We start from the raw sequence: 15215 nt of genomic DNA on the forward strand, positions 1-15215 counted from the left end.
TATGTTTAATTTACGCTGAGTCACTTGTTCATATTGAATAAGAAATTGAATATGAATATTACCCAAGTGTTTGAACCGTGAATGTTTTTAAATTACTGATTAAATAGATATTTCCTCCATTATTTTATCTAAGGTCGGACTAGACTGTTGCCACTTTGGCTGTTTGTCTTTATCCACAATTAATGCGCGCACACCTTCGACAATATCGCCATGTTGAAACCAAACATCTTGCAAATGTCGTTCAATTTGCATGCATTGCTTTAGTGAAAGACTTCGACCTAAATGTTGGAGTTGCAAACTGATCCTTTTCGCGATTGGAGATCGTTGTTCCAAGGTATTGCGTATTTTTAACGCCCACGCTTGAGCATCATTATGCTGTTCATTTTCAAGACTATTTTCAATGGCATCAATGCTCTCAAAACCAAAATGCTTACGAATTAAATCTGCATTTTGACTAAGTTCACTTTCCGCTGGTCGAGTAATATATTTCGCAATCAATTGTTCAATATTTTCCTTGCTTAGTTGCTTGGAATTTCTTAATTCTTCTTCTAATTGAACAAGTTGCTCACTCGGAACATGGTAGTCAATCAAATCTAGATACAACGCATCGCTGGCACTGATTTGATCGCCTGTAGTTGCCATGTACACACCAATATCATCTAAACGTGATAAAAAGTGTGTCGCAGCCACATCTGGGAAAAATCCAATGGCAGTTTCAGGCATGGCAAATCTAGATTTTTCGCTGCTGATAAGCACATGACATGCTTGGGCCAAGCCAAATCCACCGCCAAGTACATAGCCATCAAGTATGACAATAATCGGTTTTTCATACGCACGAATGGTATTCAGCATTTCATACTCAGCTTGAAAATAAGCTTGATGATCTTCTTTACCATTCATATAACTATCATAGAGATAACGAATATCGCCACCTGCACAAAATGCTTTAGGACTATTTGAGCGAATAAGTACAGCATGAATATTAGTTTGATCAGCCCATAGTGCTAATTGCTGTTGAATCCCTTGGATCATATTCAAAGACAAGGCATTTAAACTTGCCACGCGATCTAAACTGATTTGTCCTAAATGTCCATGTTCTTCAATCATTAAGTTATTTGTACTCATATCCGTATCATCCTTTTTTATTTTTAATTGTCTTTAAAATTGGCTTGGCGCTTTTCAATAAATGCTTGCATGCCTTCTTTTTGGTCTTGAGTTGCAAAAATCGAATGGAATGTTCTGCGTTCAAAACGCAAACCTTCTTGCAAACTGACTTCAAATGCACGGTTAATTGACTCTTTGATCATCATGGTTGCGACTACAGATTTTTCGGCTATTTTTTCAGCAGCTTTTAAGGTCTTTTCGACCAACGCCTCTTTAGGAAAGACTTGAGCAACTAAACCACTCTGCTCTGCTTCTGCTGCGCCCATTTGTCTCGCAGTCAGACACATTTCCATTGCTTTGGCCTTACCAATAGCAAGCGTTAAGCGCTGTGTCCCACCTATCCCTGGGATTACTCCCAAAGTCACTTCTGGTAAACCGAATTTTGCATTATCGGCACAGTAAATAAAGTCGCACATGAGTGCTAACTCACAGCCTCCACCTAACGCATAACCACTGACAGCTGCGATTAGAGGTTTACGGCGCTGAGCAATTCGATCTGCCAGATGAAAAAAATCATCCAAATAAATATTTGGAAAACTCAGTTCAGCCATTTCTTTAATATCTGCACCAGCGGCAAAGGCTTTTTCTGAACCTGTAATAACCATACAACCGATGGTTGGATCTCGATCTAAATCATCCAAGGCTAAATTAAGGTCTTTAATTAATGTGCTATTCAACGCATTTAAGGCCTGAGGACGATTTAAAGTAATGAGTCCTACACCATTGTTCTTTTCAAGCAGAATCGTTTCAAATTGCATGTGAGATCCCTATATATGTTCAATATTTATAAGTAGGCTTCGTCTGAAGCCTTGTCGTTTTAAATGTCTTAAAGACAACGTTATAAGCTGCGGGCAATCACTAAACGTTGGATATCACTTGTGCCTTCATAGATTTGGCAAATACGTGCATCACGATATATACGCTCTATCGGGAAATCTTTGAGATAGCCATAACCACCAAAGACTTGTAATGCTGCGGAGCAAACACGCTCAGCCATTTCAGATGAAAAAAGCTTGGCCATAGACGCTTCATTTAAGCAAGGTTGTCCTGCTTCTTTTAAACGTGCCGTGTGATAGACCAATTGGCGTGCGGCCTCTATTTCTGTTGCCATACTTGCCAATCGAAACGCAACTGCCTGATGTTCAAAAATTGGTTTACCAAAAGTAATACGCTCTTTGGCATATCGGGTTGCTTCTTCTAATGCTGCACGTGCAAGACCAACTGCTTGCGCCGCTATACCAATACGACCGCCTTCTAGATTTGATAAGGCGATTTTCAAACCTTCACCTTCTTTTCCTAACATCAGGCTTTCATGCACACGCACGTCTGTGAGTGCGATTTGACAGGTATCGGAAGCATGTAATCCAAGCTTTTCTTCAGTACGAATCACTTCATAACCAGGTGTTTCTCTTGGGACAATAAAAGCACTCATGCCTTTTTTCCCTGCACTTGGGTCAGTCACAGCAAAGACAATAATGACCCCTGCATTATGTCCCGAGGTAATAAACTGCTTAGCACCATTAATCACCCATTCATTGCCATCTTTTACTGCACGAGTTTTAATGGCAGCAGCATCTGAACCCGTATGTGGCTCAGTTAATGCAAATGCACCGATCATTTTGCCTTGTGCTAAAGGCACTAAATATTTCTGCTTTTGTTCTTCTGTGCCAAATTTAGCAATAGGAACACAGCCTACCGAGTTATGTACACTCATAATGGTTGAGGTTGCCCCATCGGCCGCGGCAATCTCTTCTAAAGCCATAACATAGGCAAGATTACCTGTATCTGAACCACCCCATTCATCTGATACCAGCATGCCCAATAAACCCAGTTCACCCATCTGTGCTAAAGCCGCTTTGGGAAAGGTACCGTGTTTATCCCATTCGGCCGCTTGAGGTTTAATTTGTTCCTGTGCGAAACTGCGTGCCATGTCCTGAATTAATAATTGTTCTTCGGTAAATTGCATCTTATCTTCCTGTACATCAATCAATTGCTTTCATCCAGTTTGAAAATGACTAGAACTGAATGAAAGCTTGATTTTGATCATGATTGTTCGGCATTCATTTAGGGTTAATCGTTACGTCATTTAACTTGCATGCTGCGTGGATTGTTTCGCAATCTCTTGATTTCGCAATAAGAAACGCTGAATTTTTCCACTTGGGGTTTTCGGCAGTTCTTGAACAAACTCCACCAATCGTGGATAAGCATGTGCAGATAGGCGCTTTTTCACAAATTGCCCTAGCTGCTCTGCTAATTCTTCTGACGCTGTGACATGCTCAGCTAAAATTACAAAAGCTTTTACGATTTCTGTCCGATCCGGATCAGGTACACCAATGACCGCAGCTTCAATCACTGCATCATGCTCAAGTAAAGCGCTTTCTACATCGAATGGCCCGATACGATAACCTGATGTTGTAATCACATCATCATTACGACCAACGAAGCTCATACTGCCATCTGCGTGTAATTCTGCGGTATCACCAGTGAGGTAATAATGCTTTACAAAGGGTGACTTACGACTTTCTTTATATCCACCAAACCACATCATCGGTGATTGACTAATATCGACGGCAAGCACTCCCGGCGTTCCTGCAGCTAGCTCTTGCCCTTGTTCATCAACAACCGCCACGCGATATCCTGGACTGGCATAACCTGCGACACCTGCGCGAATATCATGTTGTAAACCATGGTGATTACACACCACCATACCGACTTCAGTCTGCCCATAATGGTCAAAGATCGGTGCATCTAGGACTTGTTTAAACCAGCGGAACACTTCAGGGTTAAGCGGCTCTCCAGCACTACTGACCACACGAAATTTGCCTTTAAGTTTTGCCATTTGTTCAGGATCAGCCGCCATCATCATTCGATATGCTGTCGGTGCACCTGCAAGGTTTGTTACTTTGTAGTCATCTACGATCTGACACAAACTATCAATGCTAAAACCACCTTCGTAAAAGAGTGTTGCATGTCCAAGTAAAAGTGGCCCAGTAATTCCGTAATACAAACCATAAGCCCAACCCGGATCGGCAATATTCCAAAACGAATCATCTTCACGTAGCCCTACCGCATTTTTCATATATTGACCAAAAGCGATCAAAGCTTTAAGCGGGACTTCTAAGGGCTTTGCAGGACCTGTAGTACCTGAAGTAAACATCAAAAGAAATGGATCATTGATGCTCTGTAGGACAATTTCACAATCTGTAGACTGTGCGTTTACTTCATCCCAAAAGTTTAAATCTCCCTGTTGAATCCCTTGACCCGCTAGATCTGCAACAGTAACGATTTGGGGACAATGTGCAACTTCATCTAATTTACTGCGATTACCAACATCGCTAATCACCAATTTGCTTTGTGCAAGGTGTAAACGATGTTCAATGGCTTTGGGGCCAAAGGCGGTAAACAGCGGTTGATATACAGCACCTATTCGCCAAGCCCCTAAAATCACCACAAGTAATTCAACTGTACGAGGTAATAAACCCGATACACGATCACCTTTTTGCACACCCTGTGACTTTAAAAAATTGGCAAATTGGCTCGACCACTGTTGTAGCTCTGCAAAGGTATATTGTTCTTTCCGCCCATCTTTACCTTGCCAATACAGTGCGACCTTATCTTGATCAATCGCATAACGGTCACAGCATTCATAGCATGCATTTAATTGCTCTAAAGAGCCTGATAACATTTCTTTGGCAGCATGATTTAAGTCAAATGCCTTAGCAACATCTTGATAATTCGACATCTTCTCTACCTCAGTCTCAATTTATTGTTATTCCGACACGAGTGTTTGTATTGTTAGCCATACCTAGGCCTGATTGGTGTTCAATGCGATTATTCAGCATCCTTAGGTAAATATTGCTGCACGATGCTTGAAAAATCTAAGTGAGCATTACCTTGTAAACACAGCTGTTGATACATTTGCTGAACCAGTCCGCCTAAAATAATCGGCTGTTTGACTTGTCCTGCGGCTTCTACAGCCAGCCCTAAATCTTTCAACATCAACTGCGTTGCAAAACCATCAGTATAGCCACGTCCCGCAGGTGCATTTGCTGAGATACCCGGCCATGGATTACATACATCCGAACTCCAGCAACGTCCACTCGAACTATTCACCACACCCGCTAAGGCTTGAGGATCAATTCCCAGACGCGCACCGAGTGCCATACCTTCAGCAACGGCTGCCATGGAAATACCAAGAATCAAGTTATTGCAAATTTTCGCAATTTGACCTGCACCCACATCACCACAATGCACAATGTTTTTACCCATGTGGCCCAATACCGCTTTGGTTTTTTCAAAGGTTTGATCATCCGAACCGACCATAAAGGTTAATGTACCTGCCTGAGCACCAATAGTTCCGCCTGAAACAGGTGCATCACAGATTTTTATCTGATGTGCAGCACCCGCCTCGGCTATATCCTTAATGGTTTGCGGATCAATGGTACTGCTATCGATACATAAGCTTCCTGCTTTCATTACCGCCAATACACCATTTTCTCCCAAGTACACCTCTTTGACATGCTTGGCAGCAGGCAACATGCTAATCACGACATCTGCTTGTTTCGCGGCATCTTGTGGGCTTTGGCAAACGATGCCACCTGCTTCAGTAAAATGCTGAATCGCAATTTCGCTTAAGTCGAAACCGTAAACCGTAAAACCTGCTTTGAGTAGGTTTTGGGCCATTTTTCCGCCCATGTTTCCTAAACCGATAAAGGCAATATTCATCCTTGAACTCCTAAATTAACGTAGGTTAATGGTGGTATTCACTTCACCTTTTTCTTGTGTATCTTCAAACCAACGACTGGTGATGGTTTTGGTTTGTGTATAGAACTGAACTGCTTGCTTACCATATGGACCTAAGTCACCCAGTTTTGAACCACGCGATCCTGTAAAGCTAAAGAAAGGAACTGGTACAGGAATTGGAATATTGATACCCACTTGACCAATATCGATATCGCTTTGGAATGTACGAGCGACTGCACCGCTTTGTGTAAATAGTCCAACACCGTTGCCAAATGGATTGGCATTAATCAATTCAATCGCCTGCTCTAGAGTATCGACATGAATAATGGCTAACACGGGCCCAAAGATCTCTTCGGTATAGATGCGCATATCAGTTGAAACTTGATTAAAAATCGTTGCTCCGACAAAGTTTCCTTGCTCATAGCCAATGACTTGAACATCACGACCATCCAGCAGCAACTCTGCACCTTGCTCTACACCGCTTTGAATTAAATCCAGTACACGTGCTTTTGCACGAGGTGAAATGACTGGGCCAATATCGGTATTCGGCTCATGCCCTGCATTGACCTTCAGCGTTTTGGCTTTTTCAACCAGTTCATTAACCCATTCTTTACTTTCACCAACCATGACAGCAACAGACAAAGCCATACAACGCTGACCTGCCGCACCGAATGCTGCACCAACGAGGGCATTTAAAGTTTGTTCTTTATTGGCATCTGGCATTACCACCACATGGTTTTTAGCTCCCATCATCGACTGCACACGTTTTCCATGCTGTCCTGCAAGGTTATATACATGTGTACCAACGGCTGTAGAGCCTACAAATGAAATGGCCTTAATAGCTTGATGTGTGCATAAACGATCAACGACGTCTTTACCACCATGCACTACGTTTAATACACCTGCTGGAATACCAGCTTCAATTGCAAGTTCGACAAGCATCATGGTCGATAATGGATCTTGTTCAGATGGCTTTAAGACAAAGGTATTTCCACTGACAATCGCCATTGGGAACATCCAGAGTGGAATCATCGCAGGAAAGTTAAATGGCGTAATTCCTGCACAGACACCCAGAGGTTGTTGCAAGGTATAGGTATCCACACCACGTGCAACACCTTCTATATATTCGCCCATTTGAAGTGTGCCAACCGAACACGCATGCTCAACGACTTCTAAACCACGTTGAATATCACCTTCAGCATCTGCAAGCGTCTTTCCTTGCTCAGCCGTCAGTACACGGGCAATCTCTTTCATATTGCTACGGATGAGATCTTGTAGCTTCAGCATAATGCGCATACGTGCTTGAACAGGCGTTAAGCGCCAAGTTTTAAACGCCTCTTGCGCTGAAGCAATCGCTGCATCCACTTCTTCCATAGTCGCCATTGGAACACGACCCAAAACCTCTTGAGTTGCAGGATTTAGAATGTCTTGCCACTCTGTAGTGTTTGACTCTACAAATTTACCGTTAATTAATAATTTAGCCGTCGCTGACTGAATATTTGACATTGTGTTCATGACCTCTCCATAGGCACTTATTGTTTTGTACTGACTTAGAAAATATCCAAAAGCCTTATATTTATATTTTCCAATTCACTTCAAACTAGCAAAGAAAATTTTGACTACCAATAGAGATTCACGCACGATTGATGTGCAAATATGCACAGGGATGACAATAACAATGAAAGTAGACTGGGATCATTTACAGTATTTTTTGGTTTTGGCTCGTGCGAAAACCTTAACCAATACTGCACGAATTATTGGTGTGGAGCATAGTACGGTTTCTCGACGTATACATGCGCTAGAACTGGCTTTAGGCACGCCATTATTTAAACGTGAAGCCACAGGTTATGAGCTTACCTTAGAAGGTTTGGCACTGGTTCCTCGAGTTGAACAAATGGAACAGGCTTTTTTACAAATCGAAAAACCTAACCAACCTATGCAAGGTCGTGTGCGAATTGGCACACCCGAAGGATTTGGAACAGCATTTTTGACACAGCTCTTGGCAGAATTGTCCAAAAAATATCCATTGCTGACAATCGACCTTATTCCTGTGCCGAAAATGATCAAGCTTTCATATCGTGAAGCAGATATTGTTATTTCCATTGATCGACCGAAATCAGGCCCCTATATCATTACTCGACTGGCAGACTATTGTTTAAAGATTTATGGCAGTAAGGAATACTTAAAAAACACGCAACCCATTCATACCTTAGAAGATTTAAAATCACACACTTTTGTGAACTATATAGATGATTTGGTCTATAGCCCTGAACTGTATTGTTTAGAGCGCTTACCTATTCAGCTCAATGCCAACTTTAGAAGTAGTAGTATTTTGGCACAACAAATTGCCGTGAGTGCGGGTGCAGGATTGGCAATATTGCCCAAGTTTTTGGCCGAGGAAAAACCCGAATTAGAACAGGTCTTGGCGCAAGATGTTCGTTTTGTACATACCTTTTGGATGCTAACCTTAGTCGATTTACAACATGAGCCACGCATTAAATTGGTTTGGGACTTTTTGAGAAAAAGAACCGACCAATATCATAGTTTATTAATGGATTAAGTCAGGATGGCTGCTTCCAAACTATAACTGTTATAGAAATTTAGATGAATGTTGTATCTATGCTTTCAAGCGATATACCCCAATAATCACCTATAACCATTAGGGATTTAGAGTACATCTTATGAGCAATCAAGAGCCTAAAAAACCGCAAAAATATGCAGACAGTGAAATTTCAGATAAGGCCTTTAAACGTGCCATTATTTGGTTCTCGATCTATGTGCTTTTATTCTGTATTGGTGTAGCGTTTGTCGTTGGTGCAGATAATTCTTATCTACCTTAAGCGATAATCTATTCGCTTATTGCAACTCGCTATTGCATGTATATCTTACATTTCATGTTTGCTCATGATCAGTTCATAATGAATTGATCATCAGACCAAATAATTTGGTTTAAATTTGAATTTAAAAAAAGCTTGTAAGTCTAGATTTACAAGCTTTTTGCATTTTTAAAGTGATCAATTCACAGCTATAAACTTAATTAGTCATCTTTATCGCTTATGCAGGACTTTGCTTTTTAACTTGGTGCTGTAGATGCGTTTGAATATATTCACCGTAGACCGACATTTTTTCAAAGATGTGTTCTGAATAAAACATGTCTTCTACCAAGACTTGCGCACGGTCAAACTCATATAAACCTAATCGTTGTAAAATTTTCGCATTGATAAACGAAAATTTTTGGCATAAATCGATATATTGCTGATCTTTGTCTTTAAATAGCAGCTTTAACATATTGATTTTATTTAGATCAAAGTCAATCGGTTCAGCTTTATCCGCCAATACATGGATTTCAACATCTAAAAATTCAGCGAGCTGTTTTAATTTTTCTAAGTCGATATCTAGATGTGTAATACAAATGATTTTGGAAACTTTCGGATTACATAAGTTATTGATCAAACTAAAATAGAAGTATTCTGCTGGCGATAGTTGTTCATTATGTAGCTCAATGTAGACATTGAATCCCGATAAAACATCATCAACTTTAAATGCGCTAAGTTTAGCCTCAGCATGATAATAACGATTCAATATCGCAATATTTTCAGGGCTTTGCGGTGCAGCGTAGATCACCTTCTGATTCAAATTCGCTAAGATAAAGGGTGCAAATAAAAAAGCCGCATTTTCAGCCTTGGCATTCATATGCTCCTGACAAATACTGACATAGCCCACTTGCTGTACTTGACGCAAAATTCGACTGCGCAAAAGTACCGCTTCTAAATTAGTATGCTGTTGTTGCAACAGATGCAGCGTTGAATCTGTCAATGGAACATCCACCAGTAAATGTTGTAACAGTTCTAATTCACTGGCTTTAAACATATTCAACTCCCTAACTTCCATACCATTTGACGCCACAAGTGTTGTGGTCAATGCACCTTATAAAAAATTCAAGCTTAAAACTAGATACAGTGAATTTGAAAAAACATATAACAGTACAGACTCATCTGTTATAAAAATATAATGCACAATTAATTTTACTGATATATTTATAACAGAATTTTGTCTAGTTGATGACTATGTATAAATCGGAACAGCTTGCTCAGCACCTACGTCAACTGATTGAAAATGGCACTTTAAAAGCGCACGAAAAGCTCCCGTCTTTGCGTGAACAAGTGCAGTTGTCCGGCTTTAGTTTAATCACAGTCATGAATGCTTATCAGGAGTTAGAATCGCGTGGCTTAATCTATGCACGTGAGAAATCTGGCTACTATGTGGCGCAAGGCTTAGTCGAAATAGAGGCTGAACAAACTCAAATCGTGTCCTTAAACACACCGGTTGAAATTAACTCACTAGTATTTAAGTATTTAAAATCAATACAAGATGAAAAAATCATTCCCTTGGGATCAGCTTTTCCAGCTCAAGACATTGTTTTTTCTAAAAAGTTAACCCAAATCATGGGGCAAATTTCCCGAAATTCCAAAAGTTACGATGCCATTGATAATCTTCCACCTGGTAATTTAGCCCTACGTAAGTTAATTGCACAGCGCTATTGCATGCAAGGCATTGCCACAGATCCAGAGGATATTGTGATTACCTCAGGCTGTATGGATGCACTGAATCTTTCCTTACAGGCAATAGCTTCACCGGGTGACTATATTGTGTTACAGCAAAATATTTTCTATGGCGCCTTGCAAGCTGCAGAGCGCTTAGGCCTTAAAGTGGTGACCTTACCTGAACATCCACAAGACGGTTTTGATTTAACCGCGTTTGAACATATTTTAAAAACTTATCCCGTCAAGATCTGTTGGTTGATGCTGAATTCACATAATCCTGTGGGCTTCACAGTGAGTGATGAAATCAAGCAAAAAATTGCCGTGCTCTTACACCAATATCATGTGCATTTAATTGAGGACGATGTGTATGAAGAAATGCATTATGCGTCCAAGAAACCTGTTTCAATGAAATACTTTGATCAAAATAATATGGTCTTACATTGCTCTTCTTTTTCTAAAACGTTGGGCGCTGCATTTCGGGTCGGTTGGGTGCACGCCGGTAAATACTCTCAAGCGATTCAACACTTACAACTCATGAGTACTATTTCCGTCAATACCTTATTGCAAAATGCCTTGGTGGAATTTATTTCAAATTATCATTATGAAAAACATTTACGGGTCCTAAGAAAAAGTCTACAGCAACACAAATTACAGTTTTACCGTTATTTGGAAAGCCGCCTGCCGACTGGATGTAAATTACAATATCATCCAAGTGGTTATTTTCTTTGGTTAAAATTACCGGAGAATGTTGAAAGTATGGCAGTCTATGAAGCCTTAATTCAACAGCAGATTAGCGTTGCACCAGGCCGTTTATTTAATGTAGCGGAAGCGAAAACTCAATATATCCGTTTAAATTGCTCCTTTGCATGGAAGGAAGAGATTCAACAGGCTTTAGATGCCCTCCTTAGTACAATCTCTGCACTTTCCTCAGATCAGACGAATATTTGACAATTTTTATTGTCATTATTATGCTCAAAGTAATATTGTTCAAATACATACAATTGTTGTTGAGATAACAATGAATTCATTCAATATTTACCAAAATTCAAAAAACAAATAGGTTCGTTCATGGAAGATCAAAAACACAGTCAACGCATACATGCCTTTAGTTCCGATGTACTCACAGATCTAGATGCTGTGGGGATTGCACAGCTCATCAAATCTAAAGAAGCCTCTGTACAGGAAATAACACAAGCGGCCATTGCACGTGCGGAACAAGTGAACCCGCATCTAAATGCCATTGAATTGGACTGTTTTCAACGTGCTTTAGAGAAAAATCAATATGTTGAACATGGTCTATTTGCGGGCGTCCCTTTTTTCTTTAAAGATAATCTAGATTATCAAGGCTTACCCTCACGCCATGGTTCAAAGGCCATCGGTTCAAAACCAGCCGATCGTAATCCTCAAATTAGCCAACAAATCTTAGATCAAGGTTTTGTCGTATTAGGGAAATCCAAGCTCCCTGAATTTGGTCTAAATGCCAGCACCGAATATAAAGATGGATCAGCCACCTATAACCCGTGGCATTTAAGTTATTCCTGCGGTGCATCTTCAGGCGGTTCCGCAGCTCTCGTTGCAGCCGGTGTAGTGCCGATTGCCCATGCCAATGATGGCGGTGGTTCAATTCGTATCCCTGCTGCATGCTGCGGTTTGATTGGATTAAAGCCTAGCCGTGGCCGTACTTATGACAGTGAAGCAGCAGGCTCTCTTCCGATTAATATCATCAGTGAAGGTGTTTTAACCCGTAGCATACGAGATACAGCGCATTTTTATGCAGGAATGGAGTCAAGTTATTACAATAAAAAACTGCCACGAATAGGCATGATTTATGGCCCTTCTAAACGTCGACTACGCATCGGTTTAGTCCCGCAATCGATTACAGGGCAAATAGATAGCGAAACAACTACAACCTTAATGCATAGCGCAGCACTCTTGGAAAAATTAGGCCATCATGTTGAAGAACTACAGTTACCTTTTTCCTTAAGCTTTGTTGAAGATTTCAGTGAATATTGGGGGATGTTGTCCTTTTTACTGAGTACCTTTGGCAAGAAAATGTTTGGCGCTGACTTTAATCCCAAAGAGTTAGATCACTTAACCGTTGGTTTATCGAAGTTGTATAAAAAGAACTTTTATAAAACCCCGCTGTTTCTGTATCGATTAAAGAAAATGCAGCAACAATATCGTGAAATCTTTAAGCATTATGACGTTTTGCTATCGCCTGTACTTGCACATACCACACCGAAAATCGGCTATTTATCACCTCAATTACCGTTTGACCAGTTATTTGAACGTATACAGAACTATGTGACTTTTACCCCCATCCAAAATGTTGTTGGTGCGCCAGGTATGTCGATTCCTATGGGAGAAACCCAAAACGACGGACTACCGATCAGTATGCAAATATCAGCCGATGTCGGTGATGAAAAAACCTTGATCGAACTGGCGTATGAAATTGAAGAAGCTCAGCCATGGCGACGTATTCAGGATATGCCTCGAACTGCTTAACAGCCCAATCAAAGGTTTAAAAAAGGGAGCTGATTGGCTCCCTTTTTTATTTTCAAATCCGCAGCATAAGGCTTTGCAAGGGATAACTGTATTTGAATACAAGATACTTAATTAAAATGATACGTTAGTCCTGCATATACCGCCCGACCTTCAGCCGGTGTTAAACGAGCAGGATCTTTGCCGGCATCGTTATAGCCCGGTGTCACGGTAGATGCATATTTTTTATTGGCCATATTTCTGAAATCCAACCAAGCCAAATACTGTTTTTGTGGTTGCATATAGCCGAACGATGCTCCCCAAATTTGCCAATCTTTTGCGTAGAAACTATTGGCATAGTCGGTTGCGACCTTTGCGGCATAAAGTGTATTCACCGCAGCATAAAAGCCTAAAGGATGTTCGTATTTCAGTTCAGCCTGATAGATGTGTTTTGGTATACCTGCCAGCTCATTTTTTCCAAATACCGCATCATTTTTATAGTGAAAATCATTCAAGGTATAGGCTTGTTTTAGTTGAACCTGTCCATATACATCATTTTGCCAAAGTGAACTGTTTAAACCGACTTCAATCCCTTGATGGATGGTGTCTGAAGCATTCGATTCGTAAATTATCGGATTAGGCTCTGGTTGGATTTCAACAGCCAACAGTTCATTTTTAACCTGTGAATAGTAATATGCAATATTCCACTCACCCAGTGCATGTTGACCACGCCCACCTAGTTCAAGAGTATTCGCTGTCTGACTATTCAAATGAATCGGAGCATTTTGGCGTCCCGTCGCTGCGCCACTTTCATCGGGGAACTTTTGATCCGAACCCCAAATTAAAGCCCAAGGATGTGGTGCTTCTAAGCTTCGACTGACATTGGCAAAGAGCTGTGTTTCAGGTTGGATTTGATATCGAAAACCTAGCGATGGCAGGACATTCCATTCACGAATATTTTCTTTATGACTTTGCACAGGCCATGTCACTTCACTTTCACGATGGGTGTACGCCAATGCAACTCGACTATCGAGCCAAAACTGTGGGTGTAGTGCCAAGGCGTTGGCATAATATAAAACATAGTCACCGCCTTGATAGGTATAATGCCGCGTTTCTGTACCCGCAGCATAGGCGCCTTGCGCAACACGTAAGCGTTCAATGACCTGACCATCTGGCAAATGTGTGGTACTACGAAAACCTAAGGTGTTCTGACTTTCACGCCCCCATAGCGTTCGGTCAAATTGGTAGTTAAATAAGGTGCTGATATCATCATAGTCAACATCGGTACTATACAAACCTTCTTGCAAATCCATCGGATAATGATGATAGGCCAGACCCAACTGTAAACGATCGCCCGAGTCCAAAGTCATATTGGTTTTATTCGCCAACCAAAGACTTCCCGGCTGCGGACGATTATTATTCAGCGAGATATTTTGGGCTACTGCTTGTTTTGGATTTTGTTCAATCTGTTGTTGGGTTAGACGTCCCGGCGTTTGGTGTTCAGTCTCTCGGTAACGGAGATAAAAACGTGTATCAAGGTTAGGGTTTATTTTATATCCCACATTGGCCGATAAACCTTTGCTCTGGCTTGAAGCATGATCTTGAAAACCGTCATCATCACTTTGCGTTAAGGAAAGATAATAGTCTAAGTCGCCAATTTGTTGTCCTGAATTGATTTCACTTTTTTGATAACCGTGGCTGCCCATTTCATGATGCACTGACAGTTTTGCTGCATTTTTTCCTGTTGGGCTTGCATAGTTAATTAGACCACCCAAGCTTAATGCGCCACGTGTTAAACCATTCGCCCCTCGTAAAACCTTTATATGCTCTACCCACAGCGGCTCAAGCAGTTCATAAGGTGTTCCTCCTGGCCCTGTAAATGGCAAATCATCTAAGGTTACATACAACCCTGAAGCATGCGCCCCCGGTGCGCGATTGATCCCCGAGCCACGTATCGACAGTTTTACCCCTTCATTTCCTGAAGATGCTGCGTAAATCCCCGGTTGATTTTTAAATAAATCAGCATTTGTTCGCTTGGGTATATCTTGAATGTCTGCTGCAACGATCGCATTGGTTGCACCATTTACTTTGGTTAGTGCTTTTTTTATTTGTTCATCCATTGAACTTTGTTCAACGTTGATGATAATTTCAGGTAATATAGCTAAATACCAAATAAATCATTACAGTAATCTTTAAATAATTTATCAATATCTTTAACTCTAAACTTAGTTCGAATCGCCTTGACTCGTGACCACATATTTTCTATTGGATTTAAATCTGGAC

12 protein-coding genes are annotated in these 15215 nt (G+C 40.9%); 4 read left to right on the top strand and 8 right to left on the bottom strand.

Annotated features, from left to right (window positions below; genetic code table 11):
• Positions 1-99 precede the first annotated feature (99 nt).
• The 6 genes from FTU17_RS09305 to FTU17_RS09330 all read right to left on the bottom strand — a co-directional run bounded on the left by FTU17_RS09305 (position 100) and on the right by FTU17_RS09330 (position 7422).
• Entirely contained in the window at positions 100-1125 is a 1026-nt protein-coding gene (locus FTU17_RS09305) for an enoyl-CoA hydratase/isomerase family protein (protein WP_180135204.1), read from the bottom strand.
• Positions 1126-1148: 23 nt separating this feature from the next.
• Positions 1149-1922: an enoyl-CoA hydratase gene (locus FTU17_RS09310; RefSeq protein ID WP_180135206.1), complete on the bottom strand. Its 774-nt coding sequence runs from the start codon at positions 1920-1922 to the stop codon at positions 1149-1151.
• Positions 1923-2002: 80 nt separating this feature from the next.
• Positions 2003-3130 carry an acyl-CoA dehydrogenase family protein gene (locus tag FTU17_RS09315; RefSeq protein WP_180135208.1) on the bottom strand — a complete coding sequence of 376 codons (1128 nt, stop codon included), beginning with the start codon at positions 3128-3130 and terminating at the stop codon, positions 2003-2005.
• Positions 3131-3250: 120 nt separating this feature from the next.
• On the bottom strand, positions 3251-4906 hold the full coding sequence (locus FTU17_RS09320) for an AMP-binding protein (protein WP_180135210.1): 1656 nt from the start codon (positions 4904-4906) through the stop codon (positions 3251-3253).
• A gap of 89 nt (positions 4907-4995) precedes the next feature.
• Positions 4996-5889: a 3-hydroxyisobutyrate dehydrogenase gene (gene mmsB, locus FTU17_RS09325; RefSeq protein ID WP_180114644.1), complete on the bottom strand. Its 894-nt coding sequence runs from the start codon at positions 5887-5889 to the stop codon at positions 4996-4998.
• A 15-nt stretch (positions 5890-5904) separates the two neighbouring features.
• Positions 5905-7422, bottom strand: a complete 1518-nt coding sequence (locus tag FTU17_RS09330; RefSeq protein WP_180027174.1) for a CoA-acylating methylmalonate-semialdehyde dehydrogenase — start codon at positions 7420-7422, stop codon at positions 5905-5907.
• Between the two features lie 163 nt (positions 7423-7585).
• Here FTU17_RS09330 and FTU17_RS09335 point away from each other — a divergent pair, with 163 nt between their 5' ends.
• Both FTU17_RS09335 and FTU17_RS09340 read left to right on the top strand, forming a co-directional pair.
• Positions 7586-8467: a LysR family transcriptional regulator gene (locus FTU17_RS09335; protein WP_218955544.1), complete on the top strand. Its 882-nt coding sequence runs from the start codon at positions 7586-7588 to the stop codon at positions 8465-8467.
• A gap of 121 nt (positions 8468-8588) precedes the next feature.
• Positions 8589-8747, top strand: coding sequence for a hypothetical protein (locus FTU17_RS09340; RefSeq protein WP_168379604.1), 159 nt, complete (start codon positions 8589-8591; stop codon positions 8745-8747).
• Positions 8748-8961: 214 nt separating this feature from the next.
• Here FTU17_RS09340 and FTU17_RS09345 read toward each other — a convergent pair whose 3' ends face one another.
• A complete protein-coding gene (locus tag FTU17_RS09345; protein WP_180135214.1) occupies positions 8962-9777 on the bottom strand; it encodes a hypothetical protein in 816 nt (271 codons plus the stop codon).
• Positions 9778-9974: 197 nt separating this feature from the next.
• Between FTU17_RS09345 and FTU17_RS09350 the strand changes: the two genes are divergently transcribed.
• Both FTU17_RS09350 and FTU17_RS09355 read left to right on the top strand, forming a co-directional pair.
• Entirely contained in the window at positions 9975-11399 is a 1425-nt protein-coding gene (locus FTU17_RS09350; RefSeq protein ID WP_180135225.1) for a PLP-dependent aminotransferase family protein, read from the top strand.
• 120 nt (positions 11400-11519) lie between these two features.
• Positions 11520-12956, top strand: a complete 1437-nt coding sequence (locus tag FTU17_RS09355; RefSeq protein WP_180135216.1) for an amidase — start codon at positions 11520-11522, stop codon at positions 12954-12956.
• 107 nt (positions 12957-13063) lie between these two features.
• Here FTU17_RS09355 and FTU17_RS09360 read toward each other — a convergent pair whose 3' ends face one another.
• Complete coding sequence (locus FTU17_RS09360) at positions 13064-15052, bottom strand: TonB-dependent receptor domain-containing protein (protein WP_180135218.1); 1989 nt, start codon at positions 15050-15052, stop codon at positions 13064-13066.
• Between the last annotated feature and the right edge of the window lie 163 nt (positions 15053-15215).

This window comes from Acinetobacter sp. YH12070 (assembly GCF_013419625.1).
Classification (GTDB): Bacteria; Pseudomonadota; Gammaproteobacteria; order Pseudomonadales; family Moraxellaceae; genus Acinetobacter; species Acinetobacter amyesii.